This is a genomic window from Sulfurospirillum diekertiae (assembly GCF_002309535.1).
Lineage (GTDB): Bacteria > Campylobacterota > Campylobacteria > Campylobacterales > Sulfurospirillaceae > Sulfurospirillum > Sulfurospirillum diekertiae.
The window spans coordinates 340,896-365,716 of the sequence record NZ_CP023275.1; the positions used below are offsets into that span (position 1 = coordinate 340,896).

Consider the following 24,821-nt stretch of genomic DNA (forward strand, 5'->3'; position numbering starts at 1 on the left):
CAAGGTAAGAGAAATGAAAAAGTACAATGTAGCAATCGTTGGTGCTACGGGTGCCGTTGGCGAAGAGCTGTGTAGAGTTTTAGAAGAGGTTGACTTTCCTGTCAATAACCTGATCCCTTTAGCAAGTAGTAAAAGTGCAGGTCTTGAAGTTGAATTCAAAGGCAAAATCTATAAAGTCCTTGAACTCACTGAAAAAGCGTTTGAAGAGAATGATGTCGAGATCGCATTTTTTAGTGCTGGTGGCGATATTTCCGCACACTATGCTCCCTTTGCCGCAGAAGCAGGTGCTGTTGTGATTGATAATACAAGTCATTTTAGAATGGATCCAGATGTTCCTTTAGTTGTTCCTGAATGCAATCCTGATGACATTGATCAATGGCAAAATCGAGGGATTATTGCCAATCCAAACTGTTCGACGATTCAAATGGTGCAAGTGTTAAAACCACTCGATGATATCTTTAATATTACCCGTGTGGATGTTGCAACCTATCAAGCGGTGAGTGGCGCAGGAAAAAGTGGTATGGAAGAACTGGTCAATCAGATGCAAGACTTTTTTGCATTTAAACTCGATCAGTGTGAGCCAAAAACATTTTCACACCAAATTGCTCTCAATGTTATTCCTCATATTGATGTTTTCATGGATAATGACTATACCAAAGAAGAGATGAAAATGGTCAATGAGACTCAAAAAATCTTAGGTAAAAAAATGGAAATCAGCGCAACATGCGTTAGGGTTCCTGTTATGAGAAGTCACTCTGAAGCGATTACGATTCATTTTGAAAAAGATGTCAATTTAGAAAAAGCAGTTGAAGCACTTAAAAATGCAGAAAATGTTGTGGTTCTTGATAATCCAGCTAAAAAAGAGTACCCAATGCCGATTATCTCGACTGATACCAATGACACCTATGTGGGAAGAATTCGTAAAGATATCAACCGCGATAATATACTCCATCTTTGGTGTGTTGCTGATCAAATTCGTGTTGGTGCTGCGACCAATGCGGTGAGAATTGCACAAAAATGGATCAAAAGAGAAGAGGCTTAATGCTAGAAAAATTATTTGAGCGAGGGTTGTGGTCGACACGGCTGATGACCCTCTTAGCGGTCATCTTTAGTATTTTAGCCGCTTTTGCGCTTTTCTTTTTAGCCAGTGCCGATCTCTACCATGTTTTGGTATTGACCTATCAGTATTTTTTCACAAATTTTCATCCTGAAAATTTTCATGCAGATATTGTTGCAGATATTATTGGTGCAATTGATCTTTATCTGATCGCCGTTGTTCTGCTGATCTTTGGATTTGGTATTTATGAGCTTTTTATTTCTGAAATTGATGTGGCTAAAGGTACGGGTGGCGATAAAATTTTGTATGTGAGCTCTTTAGATGAGCTGAAAGATAAAATTGCAAAAGTTATTGTGATGGTATTGATTGTAAGCTTTTTTCAACGTGTACTTCATGCTGAATACAAGGGCGCTTTAGAGATGCTCTATCTTTCATTCTCTATTTTGGCTCTTTCCTTAGGGCTCTATTTTTTACATAAAAATGGGGGAAACCACGAATGATTTTTGTTGATGCATGTTTCGGTAAAAAAACGCCTTATACACCGGTATGGATGATGCGTCAAGCAGGGCGTTATTTGCCTGAGTATATGGAAGTCAGAGCCAAAGCAGGGGATTTTTTATCTCTCTGCAAAGACCCTGAAAAAGCATGTGCTGTAACACTGCAACCCGTAGATATTTTGGGTGTGGACGCTGCAATTTTATTTAGCGATATTTTAGTGGTTCCTTTAGAAATGGGCATGGAACTTCAATTTTTAAAAGGCGAAGGTCCTGTCTTTTCCCATCCTATTAAAAATCAAGCGGATTTGGATAAGCTCAGTGTTGAAAAAGCGATTGATGGTTTAGAATATGTTTATGAAACCATCAAACTGATTCGCGGTAAATTGGCTGCGGATAAAGCGTTGATCGGTTTTTGTGGTGCGCCTTGGACACTTGCAACCTATATGATCGAAGGACAAGGCACGAAAACGTATGCGCTTGTCAAAAAGTTGATTTACTCTAACCCGCAGTTTATGCACGCCCTTTTGAAAAAAGTGACGGAAGTGCTTAAAGGGTATATGGAACGTCAGATTCAAAGTGGAGCAAACGTCGTGATGATCTTTGATTCATGGGCAGCTGCTTTGGAAGAGAGCGCGTATTTTGAATTTAGCTGGTCGTATATGAAAGAGATTAGTGCGTATCTGAAATTAAAATACCCACATGTTCCCGTCATTTTATTCCCTAAAGGCATTAGTGGCTATCTTGATAAAATCGATGGTGAATTTGATGTTTTTGGTGTGGATTGGTCAACGCCGATTGAGCTTGCGAAAGCAAAACTAGGAGGCAAATATGTCCTTCAAGGCAATATGGAACCGACACGTCTTTACAATAAAGAGGCGATTGATGAAGGGATTGAGCATATTGTGAATGTGATGAAAAATGAGAGACATATCTTTAATTTAGGACACGGCATTTTGCCAGACATTCCTGTTGAGCACGCTCAATACTTCATTAAACAAGTACAAACTCGTACAAAGATCTAACCGTTTGCCCTTTATATAAGGGCAAACTTCTTTACATGTAAAGGATTTCCCATCAGCCAGATTATATTTGGACCCATTACGTCAAGGCGTTTTGGACAGTCACTTGGCATTGATCTTAGCCCCTCCATTAAACAATGTAATTTTGATTGCCTCTATTGTGAGCTTAAGGGGGCTAAAACCGTCGATAAGGCGAAAGATACACCTTCCTTCCTCGAAGTGTTAGATGCACTTAAAACGGCACTCTCTAAGCATCAGAATCTTGATGTCATCACCCTCACTGCCAATGGTGAGCCCACCCTTTACCCTGAACTTGACGCACTGGTGAGTGCAATTCTTAAAATAGAAAATCGCCCAAAACTGCTGATTCTCTCCAATGGTTCTACGATTTATGATGAGGCGATTCAAACAACACTTTCTAATATTGATATTGTCAAGCTCTCTTTGGATTGTGTCAGCCCGAAATGCTTTAAGAAGCTTGATCGTGCGCACAAAGGAATTGAAATTGAGCAGATTATTGAAGGCATGCAACAGTTTCGAGCACGCTATCAAGGTACTTTAGTCATTGAAATTTTGGTGGTAGAAGGGCTGAATGACACCGAAGAGGAATTTCGTGCTTTAAATGCGGTATTGCATAACATCAATCCGGATCGTATTGATGTAAGTACCATCGACCGACCGCCTGCTTATGAGGTCAAAGGTGTAAGCATCGAGCGTTTAGTCGAGCTTTCAAATCTTTTGGAAGATTTACATGTAAACATTGCGTATAAGAAAAATTATATCTCACAAAAACGTTATTTTAGTGAAGAAGAGATTTACGAACTTCTTAAACGTAGGCCTCAAAGCTTTGAAGATATAGCGCTCTGTTTTGATGAACAAAGCCTTCAAAATCTCAACTATTTAGTTGAAAAAAATGCTTTACATGTAAAAAATATTGCAGGGGTGAATTTTTATAAAGTAACATAGTGGGCAAAATGCCCACTATGCTATTAAGCAAGCGCTAATTGCTGTTTTTTGTATTTGACTCTTTGTCCAAAGTAGATTAAACCATAGAGTGTAAAACCGATTACATACGCAAAATAATAGCTCGGAAGTCCCAATTTTGCTGCCATAAGTTTTGGGAGCATTAAAAATGGAATGACGACAATCAATAAAATTCTCTCAATATTGTTAATCTTAGTTAAGATAAAACTTTGTGTTGCCGATGTAAAGGCAAACATACCAAAGATGGCTCCACCAAAAATAAGCGCTATTTCAAACGGATTGGTAATCCAAATCCATTTCGAAGGATCATTTGGATCATTCGCATCAACACCACCAATTAACAGTAGCTCATTATTAAAGAAGAACATAAATGGCAAGATACCAGTTCTAATGTCATAAATAAAGGCTTGAATTCCTGTAATAATAGGATCACTCTTTGCAACAGCTGCTGCGGCATAGGCCGCCATGCCAACCGGAGGTGTATCATCCGCTAAAATACCAAAGTAGAAGACAAACATGTGTGCAGCAAGGGCAGGAATAAGATACCCATTATTTCCTGCAAGATCCATGATAATCGGTGCGGTTAAAGCGGCCATAACAATATAGTTCGCTGTGGTTGGAAGTCCCATACCCAAAACCAAAGAGACAAACGCTGTTAAGAAAAGAACACCTAAAATATAGCCATTGGCTAAGTTATCAATGACTTCGGCAAGTACGAGTCCAATACCTGTTAGGGTAACGGAGCCTACAATGATACCCGCAACAGCAGTTGCAATCGCAACCGAAACCATATTCTTACCACCGTTGACCATGCCATGTCCAATATCTGCCAGCCCTTCTACAAAGAGAGACAAAGTCACTTTCTCTTGATGGATCAAGGCTTTGAGTGGCTTTTGCACAAGCATGATGATCATCAAAAACATAATGGCGCTAAAAGCGGCACTTTGTGCAGATTGTCTCAGTACCACAAGGGTATAGATTAAGAAGAAAATAGGAATAAGGTAGTGAATTCCGTGAATAAAGATAGTCCAGACACGACCAAGTATATTGGGGTCTTCACCTTTAAGACCATTTTTCTTCGCTTCTAAGTGAACAATGTAAAAAAGAGCAATGTAACACGTAAAGGCAGGAATAAAAGCTGCAAAAACGATGTCAGTATAATCCAGACCCAAAAATTCTGCCATAATAAATGCGGCAGCACCCATAATTGGAGGCATCAGCTGACCATTGACTGAAGCAGCTGTCTCAACAGCGGCAGCTTTGTGAGAACTAAAGCCAAGGCGTTTCATCAATGGAATGGTAAAAGTACCCACGGTGACCGTATTTGCGATGGATGAACCTGAGATCATACCAAACATACCTGAAGCGGCAACGGCAGCTTTGGCAGGACCTCCATCGTAACGTCCCAAAATAGTGTAGGCAAGTTTGATGAAGTATTCACCCGCACCTGCTCGATCCAAAAGTGCGCCAAAAAGAACAAATAAAAAGACAAAACTTGCACTTACCCCCAGTGGTACACCAAAAATACCTTCGGTTGTGAGAACCATTTGTCCGACAATTTTATTAAGACTCGCCCCTTTATGGGCAATCATATCCGGTAAATAAGGGCCAAAGTAGTCATAGGCTAAAAAGACCATTGCCACAACCATCAATGGGAGTCCCATGACTCTTCGTGAGGCTTCAAGAACAACCAAAATGGTTGTAACACCAACGATAATATCGGTTTGTGTCCATGCACCTGAGCGCATAGCAAGGTCTTTATAGGCATACCATTGGTATAAAACAGCAGTAATACCTACAATCATAATACCAAAGTCATACCATGTAATGGTTAGCTGAAGTTTAGGGCTTTTAGACATAGCATGCATTGAAAATGCGAGAGCAAGGCCAAATGCTAAGTGAATAGCTCTCGCATGAGTGCTATTACCTGGGTCAATGACCATATAAAGTTGGAATAAAGACCATGAAAAAGCAATAGCAGCTATAAGCCAGTAATGCCAACTCCCTTTTTCAAAATCTCTATGTCCTTCAAATTCACTGATGAGCTTTTCATCGTCTAGTCTTTCTTCGAGTGTTTTCACGCATAAACCTTTATGTCAATCTGTAAGACTTCTCTTTCAAAAAGCCTTACATGTTAAGAAATTTATTTTATTTAAGAAGTCCTGCTTCTTTAAATGCTCTCATTGCACCTGGATGTTGTGGCACACTTAAGCCTTCGAGCAAGCTTTCTTTGGTAATTGTTTTGTAAGAAGGGTGAAGTTCTTTAAATTTATCGAAGTTGTCAAGAATCGTTTTTACTACTTGGTAAACTACTTCATCTTTAACTTTACTGCTGGTCACAAGAACAGCTTTCACACCAATACTTGGAACATCATTTGGCACACCTTTGTAGTATGTACCTGAGATAGTACCTTTAGCATAATAAGGATATTTTTTAACCAACGCATCAATCGCAGGACCTGCAATAGGAACAATGTTGATGTCTACAGAACTCGCTGCATCTTTAATGTTTGCTGTTGGATGACCTGCTACAAAGAAGTAACCATCGATATGGTTGTCTTGGAGCATTGTTGGACCTTCTGTCGATTTGAGTTCATTGACAAGCGCTAAGTCTGAACGTTTAATACCAAGTGCTTCAAAAACAACATCAACCGTCATATTGGTTCCTGAACCTGGAGAGTCTAAATTCAGTCTTTTACCTTTAAGGTCTGCCATCGTCTTAATCCCCGATTTTTGGCTGACAACAAGGGCAAGGAGTTCTGGGTAAATCGCAATAGCACTGCGAAGTTCTGGCACAGAAGCAGCACCTTCAAATTTACCTTCGCCTTTATACGCTTGGTAAGCAGTATCACTTTGAGCAATACCAAAATCAAGCTCACCAGCTTTGATGGTATTAACATTATAAACAGAGCCACCGGTAGATTCTACTGAGCAGCGAATATTCGTCTCTTTTTTATTTTTATTGACCATCTGGCAAATAGCACCGCCTGTTGGATAGTATGTTCCAGTAACGCCACCTGTACCAATTGTAATAAACTCCGCTGCAAACAGAGAGATACTTAGCGTTCCCATAAGCGCTAATGTAGTGAGTATTCTATTCATCTTGACTCCTTGAATTGTAGTGTTTCATTTAATGCTACTACGTTTTTTCTTACTGTTACTTGAATAAATCTATAAAAGGGTGGTTTGATTATGTTTTTTTTAAGATTAGTACAACAAATTTTTCTTGAATAATTATTTTTAAATAAGTCTTGACAATAATTTTTTTTTTGACTATAATTTCGACCTCATTCAAAGTGTTCCGAATTAGCTCAGCGGTAGAGTAGGTGACTGTTAATCACTTGGTCGCTGGTTCGAATCCAGCATTCGGAGCCACTCTTTTATCTAACATCCTCCAAAATAGTCTAAAAATCCCTATAAAATCGGCACTCTTTCGCAAATATTCATCTAATACAATACAACACAATTTAACCCAAACTAAGAGTCAAAGTAGTAATATTGGTAGTAATTTTTGATAATTTCTACTTTTCTAAGGAGAATGACTACTATGGCATCAAAACTCCTGAAAGACTTGCAAGTACGTAATGCCAAGCCTTTAGCGCAAGATTACAGACTGACAGATGGAGAAGGCTTATATCTTCTCGTGAAACCCAATGGTAGTAAACTTTGGCGTTACAACTACTCTTTTGAGAACAACAAGTATGTCTATTCGATTGGAAAATACCCAGAGATCAGCCTTGAAAGAGCAAGAATTTTACATCAAGATGCAATGAAACTTAAAGCTGATGGCATTAACCCTGTTGATCAAAAGCGAAAAGCGAAACTTGAAAAGAAAATGGCTACAGTTAGTACCTTTAAAGCTATTGCAAAAGAATGGCTTGAAAAGAAAAAGAGAGAATTAGCAGAAAAGACTTTTGAGGGCGTTGAGCAGAGAGTTGAAAAGAATCTTTATCCGATTTTGGGTGATATGGACATTCGTGAAATCAAGAAGCAAGACGTTGCAAGTGCTTTAAAAATTGCAGATTTACGTAGTCCTGAAGTAGCTAGTCGTTGTTTAGGTTATGCTAAAAATATTTTCGAGTATGCAGAAGATTTAGGGGTTATTGAGTTTAGCGTTATATCTTCTATGACAGCTGGTAAATTTTTAACCAAATATGAGAATGAAAGATTCGCACACATTAAAGACCCAAAAAGATTAAAAGAGCTTTTAATTGCAATTGATTCATATTCTGGTGAATATGTTGTTAGACAGCTTTTGAGATTATTGCCATTAGTTGCTTTACGTCCAACTGAAGCAAGGGCTGCAACATGGAATGAAATCGACTTTGAAAAAAAGATTTGGTCTATCGGCAAAGAGCGTATGAAAATGAGAAAGGATCATCTCGTACCCCTTTCATCCCAAGCATTAAAAATTTTAGAAGAACTGCACCCTTACACAAAAAATAGTAAATATATTTTTCAAAGCCCTCGAAAATCGGATACTCCGTTATCGGATAATTCTATCAACAAGGCCTTGTCGATTTTAGGCTTTAAGGATGAACAAACCGGACACGGTTTTCGCCATATTTTCAGCACAACGTGCCATAGTAATTTAAGGGAGCATCAATTTGATTCTCTTGTTATTGAAGCATGTTTATCGCATAAAGATAAAAATAAAGAACGTGACGTATATAATGGTGCTAAATATATACCCGAGAGAATGCAATTGATGCAATGGTACGCACATTATTTGGATGATTTGAAAAATAGCAAGAATTAATTGATTGATCCAGTTCATCTGATGAATTTGTAATTTTCCGAAAAGTCCTAAAATAGGAATTATCTGATATATTTTGATTATTTCGTTAATCCGAAAAAATCTGTATAAAGAGATAATTTATGATATATCTTATAACTCTTATTTTGATTTGGATAAAATAAACATATAATTTTCTCACAAAGTATTAACACAAGGCATATGTTCAATGACTGTCTTAGAAATAGAAAATAATCTTCATAATCTAGTAGCAAATCTTGACAAAGAAAACTTCATCTTCGAGCTACTCTTAGCATATGGTATCCCAAAAGCAACCATCAAACGACTGCAAGGAAGTGATCACGACAAACTTACATCATACGGTGAACTTGTCATGAGAAAAAAGCTTTTTTTCAAAGTGACGGATAATGAACTTCATGCCACGATAGATGAACTTAAATCTTCAAAAGAAGTTCTTAAACACTTACCAAGATTTGTTCTTGTAACAGACTACGAAACACTCCTTGCCTATGACGTTAAAACGGGAGATAGCCTCGATATCGAACTCTTAAACATTATCAATCATTACGATTTTTTCTTGCCTCTTGCAGGGATGGAAAAAGCCACCTTTACCGATGAAAACCCAGCCGATGTCAAAGCCTCACTCAAGATGGCAAAACTCTATGATGAGCTTCAAAAAAACAACCGCTTTGAAACCAAAGAGGAAGTTCACTCTTTGAATGTCTTTCTCACAAGGCTTTTATTTTGCTACTTTGCTGAGGATACCAACATCTTTGAAGATAACATCTTTACCGCTTCACTCTCGTCGCACACGCAAATTGACGGGAGCGATTTGGATGCTTACTTGCAAAGACTTTTTACCATTTTTAACACGCCAAACACGAAAAGAGAGCCAAACACACCCGCATACCTAAACGCATTTCCTTATGTCAATGGCGGACTTTTTGCTTTACATGTAAAGCTTCCGACATTTACGACCCGCTCACGCTCTCTCATATTAGAAATCGGACAGTTAAAATGGTCGCAGATAAACCCTGACATCTTTGGAAGCATGATACAAGCCGTAGTCACGCCAGAACACCGTGGCGGGTTAGGGATGCACTACACAAGTGTGCCAAATATCATGAAAGTCATAGAACCGCTCTTTTTAGATGAACTCTATCAAGAGTTTGAAAAAGCGTATGACCATAAGTCTAAACTTCAGGATTTACATGTAAGGCTTTCAAATATCAAAATCTTTGACCCTGCGTGCGGAAGTGGGAACTTTCTCATCATCGCTTATAAAAAACTGCGAGAGTTAGAGATGAGTATATTGCAACACATCGATGCTCTGAGTCATGAGCGAAGCTTTCAGTTTAGTGAGATAAAACTTACTCAATTTTACGGTATAGAACTAGATGACTTTGCCCATGAAGTTGCACTTCTTTCTCTTTGGCTAACAGAACATCAGATGAACTTAGAGTTTTACAAAGCTTTTGGCAGAACAAGTCCAAGCCTACCGCTACATGACGGCGGACATATCGTGCATGGCAACGCCACAAGGATAAACTGGGAAGAGGTTTGCCCTAAAAATGACAAAGATGAGATCTATATTTTGGGAAATCCGCCGTATTTGGGAGCGAGACTGCAAAACAAAGAGCAAAAAGCAGATATGGCGGAAGTGTTTCAAGGTGTAAAAAACTTTAACAACCTTGACTATATAGCATGTTGGTTTTACAAAGGTACAAATTACATCAAAAATACACATGCCAAAGTTGCTTTTGTAAGTACAAACTCCATCAGCCAAGGGGAACAAGTCGGCATTCTTTGGACACATATATTAGATGAAAATATAGAGATAGATTTTGCATACAAGTCTTTCAAGTGGCAAAATAACGCCAAAGCAAATGCGGCGGTAATAGTTGTTATTATTGGGCTTAGAAACAGTTCAAATAAGCCAAAATATCTGTACATCGACAATATCAAACAAGAAGTCAAAAATATCAATGCGTATTTAGTAAATGCTGAGAATATTATTGTACAAAAAAGAAGTCAACCTAGACAACGCATTCCTCCTTTAGTGTTTGGTAATCAAGTGATTGATGGCGGGAACTTGATTTTACAAGAAGATGAAAAAAATGAAATAGTTGCTTTGTATCCGAGTTCAGAAAAGTTTTTTAGACGATTGTATGGAGGAGAAGATTTTATAAAAGGTTTTGTTAGATGGTGTGTATGGGTTAAAAAAAATCAATTAGAGGAAGCACTAGCTATACACGCATTAAAAGAAAAATTTGAAAAAACTAAGCAATATAGACAATCAGGTGGAGAAGTGGCTCGTTCTTTAGTAGATATACCTTATAGATTTCGATATGTCCACGAAGCTAAAAATAATTTACTTGTTCTTCCTAGAACTACAACAGAACGAAGAGATTATTTACCTATTGGGTTCTTAGATAACAATTCAATTGTGACTGATGCAATACAAGTAATATATGATCCTGAAATATATTTAATGGGTATTTTATCATCAAAAATACATATGCTTTGGGTTAAAATAGTTGCAGGCAGGTTAAAATCAGATTTAAGATATTCAAATTCTTTATGTTACAACACCTTCCCATTCCCAAACATCTCACAAAATCAAAAAGATGAAATCACTGAGTTTGTATTTGGAATACTCGATGAGCGAGAAAAACACAGCCAAAAAACACTATCCTATCTCTACGACCCAGACAAAATGCCAGAAGGCTTACGAAAAGCCCACCACGCCTTAGATAAAGCCATAGAACAATGCTACCGAACCAAACCATTTGAAAGCGATGAAGAACGCTTAGAGTACCTCTTTAAAATGTATGAAGAGATGACAAAGGATAAGAAATGAATGATTTTATAGAAAAGTATAGATTGATTGACAGGATTCAAGATAGTAATATCAATTTTTTATTTGGTTCTGGAATGTCGGCAGGCTATCTAGAAATCTTGGGGAATATTGAGAACCTTTTGACACAATTAGATAAAGAAGTTTTTGCAGAGCAAAAGCAAAAAGATTTAATAAGAGCTTCCATACTTAATAAATATTTTGAAGGTGTTATTGAAAAGAATATAAATATTTTGGATTACTCATCTTTAGAACCTGAGGAAGTTTTATCGATACTCTGGACACTAGATAGTTATAAAAACTTTTTTAAAACTGTAAATCAATTGATTCTACTTAGGAGAAATAAACTCCTGAGTAAACAAGTAAATATTTTTACTACAAATATTGATATTTTTCTTGAACGAGGTGTTGAAGAGGTTGGATTAGAAAGTAATGATGGATTTGGTAAAGGTTTTAAACCAAAATATGATTTAAGTAATTTTAAAAAATCTATATTTCAAAAAAGTCTTCATTTTGATAATAGTTCGGAAATTCCCGTATTTAATATCTTAAAAATTCATGGTTCTTTAACTTGGAAAAGAGAAAATCAAAATGTTTTTTTTGATAATTCACTCGAACAAATTCAAAAAGTTCAAACAACTAGAAGAAAATCATTATTAAGTGTTGATACATCAAAAGACACTATTTCCAGTTTAAAAACAAAATTTCCTAAACGAATCAATATACGAAACTTTAACACTTTTTTAGAAGAATATGATAAATTATCCATAGTTAATCCTACAAAAGGCAAATTCCAGCAAACTGTACTTGACCAAAAATACTACGACCTACTTAGAATTTACGCAAATGAGCTTGAAAGAGAAAATACTTTACTTTTTGTAATGGGCTTTTCTTTTGCTGATGAGCACATAAAAGATTTAACAATTAGAGTTGCCAATTCAAATCCTACTTTGATGATTTATATTTTTGCTCACACTACACATGCTAAAGAAGAATTAGAACAAACTATAGATATTGAAAACAATGTTAAAAACAAAAATATAGCAATAATACCACCATCTCAAAGTGAAAAAGAAGATAAAAATTTAAAAGATGATTTTTCTTATAATTTTGACAATATAAATAGCAGAATATTCATGCAAATACTCAATAAAATAAAAGAACAAAAATGAATAATCAACAAATATTAGATGATTCAATTTTTAAAGTTGGAGAAGTACTATCGGTTGATGGTAGAAAAATAAAAATCAAAGTTGATAAAAGTAAAAATAACTCACACATAATGTATAAGGGAGAATTACTTAAAAATACTTCCGTTGGTAGCTATGTGAAAATAATCAAAGGTTATACGAGAATTATTGGAAAAGTTGAGGGTGAATATGTCGAAGAAGATAAAGTTTACAGCTCAAAAGACTATACAACGGAAGCAAAAAAAATCAATAGGAATCTTAGTGTAAGTTTATTGGGATTTTTTGATGGAGAAAAATTCAAAAGAGGAATAAAAGAACTACCCCTTGTCTTCAATGAGTGCTTTTTACTCGATAACCAAGAGTTTGAACAAGTGCATGATTTTATCGAGAAAGATGATGAACCTCTTGAGATAGGTGTTTTATCACTTGAAAAAGGTCAAAAAATTCAAGTAGGAGTAAATAGTTTATTTGCAAGCCATATAGGTGTTTTTGGAAATACAGGAAGTGGAAAATCATATACTTTGGCAAAATTTTACAATGTGCTTTTTGAGAAATATCAGCAAGAACAAAAGTTTAAAGAAAATGCTAGATTTTTGTTAATAGATTTTAACGGTGAATATTCACATGAAAAAACAATAATTGAAAACAAACAGATTTATAATCTAAGTACCAAGCAGGAAACAAATGCAAATTCACAAAAAATTCCATTAAAAGAAAAAGATTTACTTGATATTGAACTTATATCAATTTTGGCAAATGCAACAGATAAAACTCAAAAGCCATATATAGACAGAACTCTGAAGTTTATTAATAAAGTAAAAAAAGATGAGAATCCATTAACATATTTCAGAAACATACTCAAAAGCTATATAAAAAAAGTCTTGAAAATGGCTGATAAAGAAAAAGCATACATGCTTGTAGATTATCTTACTTTGATAATTAATAAAGAGAATAATGAGAGCTTAATAGAAACCTTAGGTTGGCATAATTCACTAAAATATTTTTATAAAATGCCAAATACAAATAATGGTCAGGTGTCTGATTCAGATATTGAAGAAACCGATTTATATAAAAATGTTGATAGTTATGAATTCCCAAATAACGTAGTTTCTAAGTTAGTAGATTTTTTATATCTTCAAATTGTTTATGATATTTATTATGATAAAGCACAAAATGAGCATATATCTCCTGCAATCAATAAATTAAAAAGTAAACAAAAAGATATAGAAAAAGTCTTTGATACATCAACTCAGGAAAATTCAATATTTAATTCAAGTCAAAACTTTGTAACAATAAATTTGAATGATGTGAATATTGAAATGAAAAAAACTATCCCTATGCTAGTGGTTAAAAAACTGTATGAAGAGCAAAAAGAAAAGTATAAACTATTAAATACAAGTTACCTCAATATAATCGTTGATGAAGCACATAATATTTTATCTCATATCTCAAACAGAGAAAGTGAAACTTGGAAAGATTATAGACTTGAAACTTTCGAGGAAATTATTAAAGAAGGTAGAAAATTTGGTGTTTTTTTAACAATTGCAAGTCAAAGACCATCCGATATTTCAAGCACTATTATTTCGCAGTTACATAATTACTTTTTACATAGATTGATAAATAATAAAGACATTGAAGCTGTAGAGAAAACTATTTCATATCTTGATAAGGTTTCTTTTGAAGCTCTACCAATCTTACCTACGGGAAGCTGTATATTTGCGGGTCTTGCTGCTCAGGTTCCAGTAATGATTGACATTGGCAAAATGAGTGATGAACATAAACCACAAAGTGATACTATTAAATTAACTGAAAATTGGAAATAAAAAATGGATACCAATATTACATCTTCTATTTTAAGTGATTTTACAATGACACCTGAGTGGGTAACTGCAATCGCAACAATTATTTTAGTATTAGCAACTTGTATTTATGTGTTTTTTTCTTATAAACTAACAAAGGAAACTATAAAACTTAGAGAAGTAGAAACTTCTCCATTTATTTCAATCATTTTTGATATATCTTTTCAAGCAGTAAGTCACTCAAAGATAATTATAAAAAACATTGGTAAAGCTCCCGCATACGACATAAGTTTTAAAGTAGATGAAAAATATTTATCTCATTTTAATGGCTATACATTTGAAAATACAATTGAATACTTTGCACCTGAGCAAGAGTTTTTTATTTTGGCAAATGGTTTTAACAACTTAAAAGAAGCAGGATTTGAAAGTATTCCTATCACAGTTCACTATAAATCAAAAGACAATAGAAGTTTTACAGAGGTATTTAATTTGAGATGGCAGCATTTTAAATATTTTGAGAAAGATACTTTAGAAGATATCAAAAAATCGTTTGATGATCTCAACAAAGAAATCAAAGAGCTAAATACAACAGTTAAAAATAAGAAGTATTTTGTCTCAAATAAATTAAGTGTTTTGGAGATTGAAAAAAAAGATGATTATGTACAATTTATTTTTAGTAATGGAGAGATTTGTAAAATTAATAAAAAGTTTATAGCAGATATTGGTTTTAAAAATATAGAAAATGTTGATATTGATGACGGAGATATACAAGATTATTCAACAAGAACAAAATTTACTGCTGAAGAAGTCTTTAGTAATATAATGAATTTAAAATTATCAAGCGAGGAGTGAGTTTGAATATCAAAGATTTTAAATCAGGTACACTGAGACAAGAGTATCAATATAAAAGTTTTTTGCCTGAAAAAATCAATCATACTTTTACGTGGGATGACCCTCAAATCAACACTATGCTTGAAAATGCAACTAGAGCACTTGGGGAACTTAACGCTTTTACGAGGATCGTACCCAATGTAGATATCTTTATACAGATGCATATCACAAAAGAAGCAAATACATCAAGTAAGATAGAGGGCACAAAAACAGAGATGGATGAAGTGCTTATCGCAAAAGAGCAGATCAACCCTGAAAAAAGAGATGACTGGCAAGAAGTACGAAACTACATCGATGCTATGAATACTGCTATAAAAGAGCTTGAAAATTTACCTATCTCAAATCGCCTCATCAAAAACATTCATGCAATTCTGCTCAATAGCGTAAGAGGTGAAGCAAAACAACCGGGTGAATTCAGAAGATCTCAAAACTGGATAGGCGGTGCTAGTTTGGCAACGGCTTATTATATTCCCCCACATCACAATGAAGTTGGAGAACTCATGAGTGATTTAGAGAAATTTTTGCACAACGAAGAGATATTTGTGCCACATCTTATAAAAATAGCAATTGCTCACTATCAGTTTGAGACGATCCACCCATTTTTGGATGGCAATGGGCGTATTGGCAGATTACTCATAACACTGTATTTAGTGAGTAAAGGATTACTTCGAAAACCATCTTTGTATCTTTCTGATTTTATCGAAAAAAATAAATCAGCTTACTATGAAGCACTGACAAAAGTAAGAACAGATAATGATTTGATTCATTGGATAAAGTTTTTTCTTGAAGCAGTGATTGTTACTGCCAATAATGGCGCACAAACGTTTCAAAATATTTTGAGTCTCAAACAAGAGATGGATGCACTTATAGTAGGATTTGGTAAAAAGGCACACAACGCGAGCAAGTTAATAGAGTTTTTATATCAAAGACCTATTATCTCAATTAGTGAAATCATAGAGCCTTTGGAGATTAGTAAGCCTACGGCAAATACTTTAGTCAAAGAGTTTGAGTCAAAAGGTATTTTAAAAGAGATTACCGGATATGAGAGAAACAAACTATTTGTATTTGATAGGTATTTAGCAATATATAGTAAAAATTAAAGTCATAAATTTTACTAAGAGAATTTTATAGTTAAAGTTAGGATCCTAAATTTTACTAAGAGAATTTTATAGTTAAAGTTCGAGCCAATTTTTTGAATTAGAGAGGGATGAATGACAAATATCATAGATGTAACTTATGGTCAAACAGGTGAGAGCAAAAAAACAAATAATTTTGGCATGAGAGATATGCAAGCCAAAGCTTATGAAGCTCGAAACGAGCAGTACCTCCTCCTTAAAGCTCCCCCTGCATCTGGAAAATCAAGAGCTTTGATGTTCATCGCGTTAGACAAACTTTACTATCAAAATATTGCCAAAGTCATTGTAGCTGTACCCGAGCGATCTATCGGTGGTTCTTTTGAAAAGACTGATTTAAAATCAAATGGTTTTTTTGCTTCATGGGAACCAAACCCTCTGTATAATCTTTGTATTCCCGGCGGAGAAAAGAGTAAAGTAGAAGCATTTAAAAAGTTTATGAGCAGTGATGAAAAAATTCTGATTTGTACCCATGCAACACTTAGGTTTGCCTTTAAAGAGCTAGATGATGCAAAATTTGATAATTGTTTACTAGCGATTGATGAGTTTCACCATGTCTCAGCTGATGGAGAAAACCAGTTAGGAGAACTTATTCGCTCTGTTATGCAAAATTCTAAAGCACATATTGTTGCTATGACAGGTTCGTATTTCAGAGGCGATAGCGTACCGGTTCTGATGCCCGAAGATGAAAGCCAATTTTCAAAAGTGACTTATAACTACTATGAGCAATTAAACGGATATGAATATTTAAAATCATTGGGTATTGGGTATCACTTTTATCAAGGGCGTTATACAAGTGCTATACACGAAATTTTAGACACTAATAAAAAAACAATTTTACACATTCCAAATGTCAATTCTGGTGAATCTACAAAAGATAAACACCGAGAAGTAGATACTATTTTAGATACTATCGGGGCGGTGGAGCAGATTACCGAGGAAGGGATCATCATTGTTAAACGAAAAGGTGATGGCAAACTTCTTAAGGTAGCTGATTTAGTCAATGATGAACCAAAAGCAAGAGAGAAAGTCGTAACATACCTACGCAACATCAAAAATGTTGATGATATGGATTTGATTATAGCCCTTGGTATGGCAAAAGAGGGTTTTGATTGGCCTTACTGCGAGCATGCTTTGACTGTTGGTTATAGAAGTTCCTTAACAGAGATCATTCAAATCATTGGAAGAGCAACAAGAGATAGCAACAATAAAACACATGCGCAGTTTACAAATCTTATAGCTCAACCTGATGCACAGGACTCTGAAGTAAAACTTAGTGTCAATAATATGCTCAAAGCCATTACAGCATCACTATTGATGGAACAAGTCTTAGCACCAAATTTTAAATTTAAACCGCGATTTGATGGCGATGATGAACCTAATCAAAAAGGTGAACTCAAAATCAGAGGTTTCAAAAAACCAACAAGCAAAAGAGTGGAAGATATTATCGAATCAGATTTGAATGATTTAAAAGCAGCTATCTTGCAAGATGAAGTGATGATAAAAGCCATTCCGGGAAACCTTGATGCAGAAGTGATCAATCGAGTTTTGATCCCTAAAATTATCAAGGTTAAATATCCTGATTTGAATGATAATGAAGTAGAAGAGCTAAGGCAGCATGTCGTTGTTGATAGTGTCGTTAAAAATGGGCATATCATAGAAAGCGGTGATAAAAAATTTATAAAAATGGCAGATAAATTTGTCAATATAGATGAACTTCATATTGATTTGATAGATCAAATCAATCCATTTCAACGGGCTTTTGAAATCCTATCAAAATCAGTGACGACGTATGTACTTAAATTGATTCAAGAGAGCATTGAAGCAACAAGAATAGAAATGACACCGGAAGAAGCTGTCATACTTTATAAAAAAATCCCTGTATTTAAAAGCGAGCATGGAAGAATGCCTGATTTAAACAGTAGAGACTTTACAGAAAAAAGAATGGCGGAAGCGCTCATTTACCTCAATAAGCTTCGACGTGAGAAAGTCAATGGTTGAGTTTTCATTAGATGAGATTTTAGCTGATGACCCACTAGGGCTTTTGAATGAGCCGAAAGCCATAACAAAAGCTTTAAATGAAGATGATAGGCTTATTTCGAGTTTTGAAGAGATTAGCACTTTTGTTGAACAAAATGGATATGAGCCTCAAAAATCGGCTAATATGCAGGAGCGTACTTTGTATTCGAGATTGCAAGGCATACGTGAAAACCCTGAAAAGATAAAGGCTCTTAAACCGTATGATCGATTGAATATCCTGCAAGAGATTGAGATTAATTCCATTGATGATATTTTAAATAACGATGCGTTTGGATTGCTTGGCGATGAAAATGAGAATGACATATTTACATTGAAGCATATCCCAAAAGAACGTGAGCAGACAGATTTCGTTGCACAAAGAAAACCATGTAAAAAATTTGATAAATATGAGCCTCTTTTTAAAGAAGTACATCAAGATCTAAAAAAGGGCACAAGGAAATTATCTAAATTTAATGAAAAATTTTTTGAAGAAGGTAGTTTTTTTATTTTAAAAAGGGTATTGGCTTATTTAGAAAAAATTGATAATCCCAAAAAAGATAAATTTAATAAGCTAGATTCCAGAACAAGAATTATCTTTGAAAATGGAACTGAGTCAAATATGCTTTTGCGATCCTTTGGAAAGGGTTTGTATGAGGATGGATATTTCGTAAGTTTACAAGATGATAGAGTGCTAGATAAATTATCTCAAATTTCAGAAGAAGATAATAAAACGGGTTATATTTATATTTTGGAATCTTTAAGTTCAGATACCAAAATTGCATCTATCAAAAACTTATACAAAGTGGGTTATTCAACAACTGAAGTTACAGAAAGAATTAAAAATGCCGTTAATGAGCCGACATATTTGATGGCTCCTGTTAAAGTTGTCAGTGTTTATGAAACCTATAACATGAACACGCAAAAATTTGAACAACTTATTCATAAATTTTTTGGCAAAGTATGCCTAAATATTGATATTTTTGGAGATGCTAGTAAACGATATACTCCAAGAGAGTGGTTTGTGGTGTCGCTCGATATTATTGAAAAAGCGATAGAACTTATTATTAGTGGTGAAATCATACACTACAGGTATGATGAAAAATCAGACAAACTAATTATGATTTAAAGACCATAATGTTTTAAAAAATTTAATATACTCAACAAATATTATTTTGTAGCTTTCTTCATTTGAGGAATCAAATCCCTTACTTCAATACCAAACTCGTAAGCAATTTTGTAGAGGTGTTCAAGGTTATAACTGACATCATGCTTACGGGTTTCTATTTTAGCCACATAGTTGGGTGATTTATGACCAAGGATCTGTGCTAATGCTAATTGGCTGATACCTCTTTTGGTTCTTTCAGCCTTTACATTTTCAACAATTTGATCCATAAAACGCTCAATCATTTTTTCCACAATACATTGCCTTTAATAAACACCTATAAGTTGATGAAATAGTAGTGATTAACGGGATTTACAACAAACACTTATAAGTGTTTAATAAGCTCTTTTACGGTATCCTTTATCCATAAATTAGTCATAAGGAACATCAATGAAAAAGGTTCTTTTAGCGTTGATCATGGTCGTTGGTTGTGTCTTAGCAAGCGAAGGGCAAAAATCAGTCACAACCTGTCGTTTTGAGGCAAGACAGATAGGTGCATTTGCAGATAGTCCAATGACTTGTTCGGGAGACTTTAAAAAATCATCAACCACACAAGAGCTTTACGGGGATGGATGGCGATTGATAAACTCCTATACCCAGAATAGTAATGTGTACCTTGTGTTTGAAAAAAACAAAAATCTGTAAAGGAGAATAAAGATGCTTTCTATGATTCGTGATTACCTCATTATGGTCTTGGCTAAAATTATTGTTGGGGCTTTCTTTGGTGGTTTAGTTTTGTTTGGATTTTTCATACTCTATTGGATCTTTCGTGATTATGCAACAGCCGTTACTACCATGAAAGCTACATTGACATGTGATGCTGCAAAATTTTTCTCATTATTGCTTCTTGTTGGATGCTTCTTTCATACAGCAGAGTATAAAAGCACTCCTAAAAAATCAGAATTTAATACGTGTAAATACCTTGATAAAGTCTTTTTTGAGCACGACACAGGTATAAGGCAATGGTAATGAAACGAACACATATTCTTTTATCAAGCATCATGACGGTAGTTTTCCTTTCTGGTTGTGCCACAACACCCTCACAACCTAATCCTTCCTCTTTGCAGCAAGCAACTTCTTTAAAAGAGTACATTGCCCTCAAACGAGGTGGTGAGACAATAAACTACAATGTTATTGCCGAAAGAGAGCATCAATCAATTATTGAGTATCGAACCTACGATGAAGCAATGAATGTGGCTGATGCTCGTGACATCATGGAAGTCCTTGATGATGCTAAAGGCTATTGTGAGAGCATCAAAGGAAAAAGTGTTTATGGTGATAAAGCAATTCAAGCTTTAAATGCACGTCCAACCCTGCTCAGTCTTGATTATGTGAGTTATAAAAGTGCCATAAGAGAACAAGGATTAGGAAAATACGAAGGATTTTACCAATGCCTCTCACCCAATGATGGTTTTTCCATCGTTTCCATGAAAGATAACGTTGAGTTGCAACAACGTGCCATTCTTGGCAATAAACGAGATCTAAAAGAGACCTATTCACGCTTTTATCTGATTCAACACGATAAAGCGCAAAGCCTTGGCTTAAAAACATGGCTAAAAGGCTCAAAATACGCTCAAATTTCAACGAAGTATACTTCGTTCGAGGATTTACTCGACTTGGAGAAAAATAGCTCTGTTTTTCCTTGGAGATACGAACGTATTACTGGAGCTCAGAAGTACTGCATCTATCATGGCGGTGAACTCTTTGTTTCGAATGCCTTAACACAATTTAAACCTATTACGATGGATGAATATCTTTTTATGCGTTTAGAGACTATGAATCCAACAACGATCAATGTTTTTATGAATCAAGAGACCTTTACATGTAAAAACAAAACTACTCCAGCACAGAGCTTTATATTGATTCATACCGATAAACAACTGGAATACAAAAAAGGGGAATAAGACATTTCCCCTTGGTGTTTTAGAACAATTTGTTCTATAATTTCTAAAGCATAAAACAAAAACATGTAAGGATTAACGATGACATGGTTTAATATCATCTTTGGCGCATTATCTTTTATTGTAACTACTCTAGCGATTGCTAAACTTCGTTATGAGTCTGGCTATTCCAAATACAGCCCATATTATAAAGGCAATCAACATACTACGAAATAACTCAAAAGAAGAAGTATGGTAAATCTCTTCTAAAGCTTCTTTTGAAAAAATTCCTCCTAAAATAAAAATATTTCAACGATTTGCTAGTCATCTTTAGTTTGTACCTTTGTTATCACTCCAAAGTGTTTGGCACATCACTATTCACTATCGTTCATATATAAGCTATTTTTGTAACAAAAAATAGAATTTTTCAGATTATTTTTTCTACCTCTATAAGAGGTATAGGCTATTTTCGTAACAAAACTTTTTTTATCATAACACGCTATATATATGCCATTTTTGTAACAAAATATTCATAGAAGATTTCAAGAATTGCAGTTAATTTTTTCAGAGGGGATTTTAAAGCCTTTATACAGCACTATTCACTGTCGTTCATAATATAGGGGTTTTATTCCCAAAAATGATTTTAGATGCTACCTCTTTAGAGGATATGTGCATTTTATTCCCAAATAGTAAAACATCCCTACGTAACTATATATAATATAGGCATTTTATTCCCAAAAATAAAATTCTTTAACAAATAAAATATTTTACACCTATAATCATTTACTCAATACTAAAAATTTTTACTATATATTGTTCGTTTATTTAGTCTATATATTTACGTTAAATAGTATATATAAAAGGTAAATATTTGAGATATTTTTTAGTATAATTACAAAAAGAGGTAAAAGGTTGAAAAATGGCTCAAACGATAGGGTATATTCGTGTTAGTACCAACAATCAAGACTTCCAAAATCAACACCATGCTATTCTTTCCTATGTAAATCAAAAGGGTTTAGGAAAAGTTTCGTTTGTGGAAGTTAAAATCAGCAGCAAAAAGAGTGAAGAAGATCGAAAGATCGATGAGCTTTTAATAACCCTTCAACCCCATGATCATTTGATCGTCTCAGAATTAAGCCGTATCGGACGAAGCGTGGTGAATGTAGTCACTATTGTGAATCAACTTATTTCCAAGAAAGTCAATATTCATATCCTAAAAGAGCATCTTTTGATTGAGCCAGATATGCAAAATCCTTTCACTGACTTTCAAATCAATATCTTCTCCTCTTTTGCCCAATTAGAGAGAGATCTAATTAGCCAACGTACCAAAGAGGCACTGCAAGCTCGAAAAGCTAAAGGGATTAAGCTAGGTAAGCCAAAAGGCACGATTCAAGAGAGTATCTACGATAAAGATCAAGCTAAGATCAAAGAGCTTTATGACTTAGGTGTCAGCCTCACAAATATTTCAAAAAAACATTTGGGATATGGCACTATCAAGAGCTTGAGCGAATATGTTAAAAATAAGCTAAATAAAAAGGAGAACCATGCGTAATGATAAAGTCTTAACGGTTATGTCCGATGAATTTAGAGCCTCTTATGATTTTTATGAAGAATATGATGATATGGTTATTCACAAAATATCCAGACAAATTTTCAAACTCAATTTTGTTCACGGTATGGCACAACTTGTTCCCGTATCCAATGATGCTGCTATCACCAAAATAGAGTCTAGTATGCAATCGTTTGTTGACATGCTCAAGAAGCAAGGATTTTAGAGCAGAAGAAAAAATCGTTAAAATATGATCATATACTATGACTGAAAAACTCCTCGATGAGCTTTAATAACCATCGGACTCATAGTCCTTTCAAGCAAAATTAGGACAGTATCTGTTTGTTCAATTAATAGTTGACATTCACTTTCTGTAAAATCACTATCAATAAGTTCTGTAATATCTTGTTTAATTTTTTCTGTAAATGCTGGTTGATTTTTCCAAGAAAATGTTTTGAAATTCTGGATAGTCTCAATAATAAATTGTTTTGCATTTTGGATAGTAGTGTTAGGTTGATTTTTGGCAACTGATATTATTTGAAAAACATAATATAAAAAAAGAAATGGTCGCTGCCTTACATGACTACCTAAGGAAAAAGCATCTAATAGTTTGACAAAAGTACCTTCTTTAATAATACCTTTTACTCTTTTGAGAAGGGCTTCTATTAGAATTTCACGTAATTTTTGTGCTAATTCATCTTGAGAAAACAATGAAGATAAATCATTTAAAAGATAACCAGTTTCAATGGAAACCTGAGGAGTGGCAGATAATAAGTGAGGTTCTTGACCAAAAAAAAGAAAAGTTGGATTTGCGTTAAGCGTTTCACAATACTTTTTAATTACTGATGAAGATGGGGAAATGGACTGAGATTCGTATTTTGCCAATGTCGCTTGTTGAATTTCTAATTTTTCAAAAGCTTCTTTTTGTGAAATTCCAAGTTTATCTCTAAATTCTTTAAAAAACATATAGTAATTCCTTTAAACTATGTTTTATACAACATAATAAGTTAATTGTAACATATTTTAAGCAATATATAAAATTTAAGTTGTATAATATGTCATATATAACATAATATGTATGATTATGGAGTGCAGCCACGGTGATGATGAAAAAATACTTTTGGTTAAAATTAAAAAATGATTTTTTTGATCGAGAAGAAATCAAGCTTATTGAAGCCATGCCAAATGGAAAAGATTACATAATTTTTTATATGAAACTTCTTTTAAAAAGTATAGAAAATAATGGAGAACTCTTTTTTAGAAATACTATACCATATAGTGCAGAGATGCTTGCAAATGTGACAAATACAAATATCGATACTGTCAAAGTATCTGTTGACATATTTTTGAAATTTGAATTGATGGAAAAATGGGATGATGGCACACTATTCATGGTGGAAACTCAAAATATGATAGGCAGTGAATCAAAGTGGGCTAGTTATAAGAGGATAGAGCGACAGAAAAAAACAGAAATTGGACATTGTCAAAAAATGTCAAAAAAAATTCCAATAGAGCTAGATATAGAATTAGAGAAAAATATAGAATCCTCTCCCCACTTCTTACCTGCAAATGAAATAGAGAGGATAGATTTTAAATCTTTCAAAAAAAAGTTACTCAATTCTTTTCCTAGTTATGAATTTAAATTAAAACAATTAGATGGTGAAAATTTTCTTTGTACTCATCAGGGCTTTTGTTTAAAAAATGGTTATATCTATAATCTTCAAACAAAGAGGCTTTGTGATTCAACTGAGAGTTTTAAAATTTGGGAATATTTATATAGCGTTAGAAGTGCTGTTTTTGAACAAGCATTTATTCAAAATAATCAAAAGAGTATTTCATGAAAAATCAAATGGAAAAAGAATTTTTTCGCCCAAAAGAAGCAGCACAGTTTCTTTGTATTGGATTGTCAACTCTATGGCTCCATATAAAGAATAATAAAATCAAAACCTTGAAACCATCTCCAAAAACCACTATAATTAGCCGAGAAGAGTTATTATCTTTTCTAAACAGTCATGTTTTGTAGTAGTA

General features: G+C 34.3%; 24 protein-coding genes and 1 tRNA gene. 20 read left to right on the forward strand and 5 right to left on the reverse strand.

Annotation, left to right across the window (positions count from 1 at the left end):
* Nucleotides 1-13 precede the first annotated feature (13 nt).
* The 4 genes from SJPD1_RS01820 to SJPD1_RS01835 are packed head-to-tail and all read left to right on the forward strand — an operon-like array spanning nucleotide 14 to nucleotide 3,539.
* Entirely contained in the window at nucleotides 14-1,042 is a 1,029-nt protein-coding gene (locus tag SJPD1_RS01820; protein ID WP_096045712.1) for an aspartate-semialdehyde dehydrogenase, read from the forward strand.
* Nucleotides 1,042-1,557 carry a YqhA family protein gene (locus SJPD1_RS01825; RefSeq protein WP_096045713.1) on the forward strand — a complete coding sequence of 172 codons (516 nt, stop codon included), beginning with the start codon at nucleotides 1,042-1,044 and terminating at the stop codon, nucleotides 1,555-1,557. The genes SJPD1_RS01820 and SJPD1_RS01825 overlap by 1 nt, the downstream gene beginning before the upstream one ends.
* Nucleotides 1,554-2,576 carry a uroporphyrinogen decarboxylase gene (gene hemE, locus SJPD1_RS01830; protein WP_096045714.1) on the forward strand — a complete coding sequence of 341 codons (1,023 nt, stop codon included), beginning with the start codon at nucleotides 1,554-1,556 and terminating at the stop codon, nucleotides 2,574-2,576. Before SJPD1_RS01825 ends, hemE begins: the two co-directional genes overlap by 4 nt.
* 51 nt (nucleotides 2,577-2,627) lie before the next feature.
* Nucleotides 2,628-3,539: a radical SAM protein gene (locus tag SJPD1_RS01835; RefSeq protein ID WP_096045715.1), complete on the forward strand. Its 912-nt coding sequence runs from the start codon at nucleotides 2,628-2,630 to the stop codon at nucleotides 3,537-3,539.
* Nucleotides 3,540-3,562: 23 nt separating this feature from the next.
* Here SJPD1_RS01835 and SJPD1_RS01840 read toward each other — a convergent pair whose 3' ends face one another.
* Entirely contained in the window at nucleotides 3,563-5,638 is a 2,076-nt protein-coding gene (locus tag SJPD1_RS01840; protein ID WP_096045716.1) for a TRAP transporter permease, read from the reverse strand.
* Nucleotides 5,639-5,705: 67 nt separating this feature from the next.
* Complete coding sequence (locus SJPD1_RS01845) at nucleotides 5,706-6,659, reverse strand: TAXI family TRAP transporter solute-binding subunit (protein WP_096045717.1); 954 nt, start codon at nucleotides 6,657-6,659, stop codon at nucleotides 5,706-5,708.
* Nucleotides 6,660-6,857: 198 nt separating this feature from the next.
* On the opposite strand from SJPD1_RS01845, the gene SJPD1_RS01850 reads away from it, so the two are divergent.
* The 9 genes from SJPD1_RS01850 to SJPD1_RS01890 all read left to right on the forward strand — a co-directional run bounded on the left by SJPD1_RS01850 (nucleotide 6,858) and on the right by SJPD1_RS01890 (nucleotide 19,328).
* Nucleotides 6,858-6,932: transfer RNA gene (locus SJPD1_RS01850), tRNA-Asn, on the forward strand.
* A gap of 172 nt (nucleotides 6,933-7,104) precedes the next feature.
* Nucleotides 7,105-8,316: a tyrosine-type recombinase/integrase gene (locus SJPD1_RS01855; protein WP_168171305.1), complete on the forward strand. Its 1,212-nt coding sequence runs from the start codon at nucleotides 7,105-7,107 to the stop codon at nucleotides 8,314-8,316.
* Between the two features lie 205 nt (nucleotides 8,317-8,521).
* Nucleotides 8,522-11,173, forward strand: a complete 2,652-nt coding sequence (locus SJPD1_RS01860; protein WP_096045719.1) for a class I SAM-dependent DNA methyltransferase — start codon at nucleotides 8,522-8,524, stop codon at nucleotides 11,171-11,173.
* Nucleotides 11,170-12,342 (forward strand): SIR2 family protein, encoded by a 1,173-nt coding sequence (locus SJPD1_RS01865; protein ID WP_096045720.1) that lies wholly within the window; start codon nucleotides 11,170-11,172, stop codon nucleotides 12,340-12,342. The genes SJPD1_RS01860 and SJPD1_RS01865 overlap by 4 nt, the downstream gene beginning before the upstream one ends.
* The gene (locus SJPD1_RS01870; RefSeq protein WP_096045721.1) at nucleotides 12,339-14,183 is read left to right on the forward strand and encodes an ATP-binding protein; all 1,845 of its coding nucleotides are present in this window, start codon (nucleotides 12,339-12,341) and stop codon (nucleotides 14,181-14,183) included. The genes SJPD1_RS01865 and SJPD1_RS01870 overlap by 4 nt, the downstream gene beginning before the upstream one ends.
* Nucleotides 14,184-14,186: 3 nt before the next feature.
* Nucleotides 14,187-15,011 (forward strand): hypothetical protein, encoded by an 825-nt coding sequence (locus SJPD1_RS01875; protein ID WP_096045722.1) that lies wholly within the window; start codon nucleotides 14,187-14,189, stop codon nucleotides 15,009-15,011.
* 2 nt (nucleotides 15,012-15,013) lie between these two features.
* On the forward strand, nucleotides 15,014-16,150 hold the full coding sequence (locus SJPD1_RS01880; protein WP_096045723.1) for a Fic family protein: 1,137 nt from the start codon (nucleotides 15,014-15,016) through the stop codon (nucleotides 16,148-16,150).
* 111 nt (nucleotides 16,151-16,261) lie between these two features.
* Nucleotides 16,262-18,184, forward strand: coding sequence for a DEAD/DEAH box helicase (locus SJPD1_RS01885; protein ID WP_096045724.1), 1,923 nt, complete (start codon nucleotides 16,262-16,264; stop codon nucleotides 18,182-18,184).
* The gene (locus SJPD1_RS01890) at nucleotides 18,177-19,328 is read left to right on the forward strand and encodes a GIY-YIG nuclease family protein (protein ID WP_096045725.1); all 1,152 of its coding nucleotides are present in this window, start codon (nucleotides 18,177-18,179) and stop codon (nucleotides 19,326-19,328) included. Before SJPD1_RS01885 ends, SJPD1_RS01890 begins: the two co-directional genes overlap by 8 nt.
* Before the next feature lie 41 nt (nucleotides 19,329-19,369).
* Here SJPD1_RS01890 and SJPD1_RS01895 read toward each other — a convergent pair whose 3' ends face one another.
* Both SJPD1_RS01895 and SJPD1_RS14420 read right to left on the reverse strand, forming a co-directional pair.
* Nucleotides 19,370-19,609 carry a helix-turn-helix domain-containing protein gene (locus SJPD1_RS01895; RefSeq protein WP_338055414.1) on the reverse strand — a complete coding sequence of 80 codons (240 nt, stop codon included), beginning with the start codon at nucleotides 19,607-19,609 and terminating at the stop codon, nucleotides 19,370-19,372.
* Between the two features lie 126 nt (nucleotides 19,610-19,735).
* The gene (locus tag SJPD1_RS14420) at nucleotides 19,736-19,915 is read right to left on the reverse strand and encodes a hypothetical protein (RefSeq protein WP_138070095.1); all 180 of its coding nucleotides are present in this window, start codon (nucleotides 19,913-19,915) and stop codon (nucleotides 19,736-19,738) included.
* A 106-nt stretch (nucleotides 19,916-20,021) separates the two neighbouring features.
* Here SJPD1_RS14420 and SJPD1_RS01905 point away from each other — a divergent pair, with 106 nt between their 5' ends.
* From SJPD1_RS01905 to SJPD1_RS01920, 5 genes are all read left to right on the forward strand, one after another.
* Nucleotides 20,022-20,333, forward strand: coding sequence for a hypothetical protein (locus SJPD1_RS01905; RefSeq protein WP_096045728.1), 312 nt, complete (start codon nucleotides 20,022-20,024; stop codon nucleotides 20,331-20,333).
* A complete protein-coding gene (locus SJPD1_RS01910) occupies nucleotides 20,333-21,268 on the forward strand; it encodes a YajG family lipoprotein (protein WP_096045729.1) in 936 nt (311 codons plus the stop codon). Before SJPD1_RS01905 ends, SJPD1_RS01910 begins: the two co-directional genes overlap by 1 nt.
* 78 nt (nucleotides 21,269-21,346) lie before the next feature.
* On the forward strand, nucleotides 21,347-21,481 hold the full coding sequence (locus SJPD1_RS14825) for a hypothetical protein (RefSeq protein WP_256376041.1): 135 nt from the start codon (nucleotides 21,347-21,349) through the stop codon (nucleotides 21,479-21,481).
* Nucleotides 21,482-22,163: 682 nt separating this feature from the next.
* Nucleotides 22,164-22,796, forward strand: a complete 633-nt coding sequence (locus SJPD1_RS01915; protein WP_096045730.1) for a recombinase family protein — start codon at nucleotides 22,164-22,166, stop codon at nucleotides 22,794-22,796.
* Nucleotides 22,789-23,019 carry a hypothetical protein gene (locus SJPD1_RS01920; protein WP_096045731.1) on the forward strand — a complete coding sequence of 77 codons (231 nt, stop codon included), beginning with the start codon at nucleotides 22,789-22,791 and terminating at the stop codon, nucleotides 23,017-23,019. Before SJPD1_RS01915 ends, SJPD1_RS01920 begins: the two co-directional genes overlap by 8 nt.
* Nucleotides 23,020-23,054: 35 nt before the next feature.
* On the opposite strand, the gene SJPD1_RS01925 is transcribed toward SJPD1_RS01920, so the two are convergent.
* Complete coding sequence (locus SJPD1_RS01925; RefSeq protein WP_096045732.1) at nucleotides 23,055-23,759, reverse strand: helix-turn-helix domain-containing protein; 705 nt, start codon at nucleotides 23,757-23,759, stop codon at nucleotides 23,055-23,057.
* Between the two features lie 137 nt (nucleotides 23,760-23,896).
* Between SJPD1_RS01925 and SJPD1_RS01930 the strand changes: the two genes are divergently transcribed.
* A complete protein-coding gene (locus SJPD1_RS01930; RefSeq protein WP_096047767.1) occupies nucleotides 23,897-24,634 on the forward strand; it encodes a phage replisome organizer N-terminal domain-containing protein in 738 nt (245 codons plus the stop codon).
* Nucleotides 24,631-24,816 (forward strand): hypothetical protein, encoded by a 186-nt coding sequence (locus SJPD1_RS01935; RefSeq protein WP_096045733.1) that lies wholly within the window; start codon nucleotides 24,631-24,633, stop codon nucleotides 24,814-24,816. Before SJPD1_RS01930 ends, SJPD1_RS01935 begins: the two co-directional genes overlap by 4 nt.
* Nucleotides 24,817-24,821 lie beyond the last annotated feature (5 nt).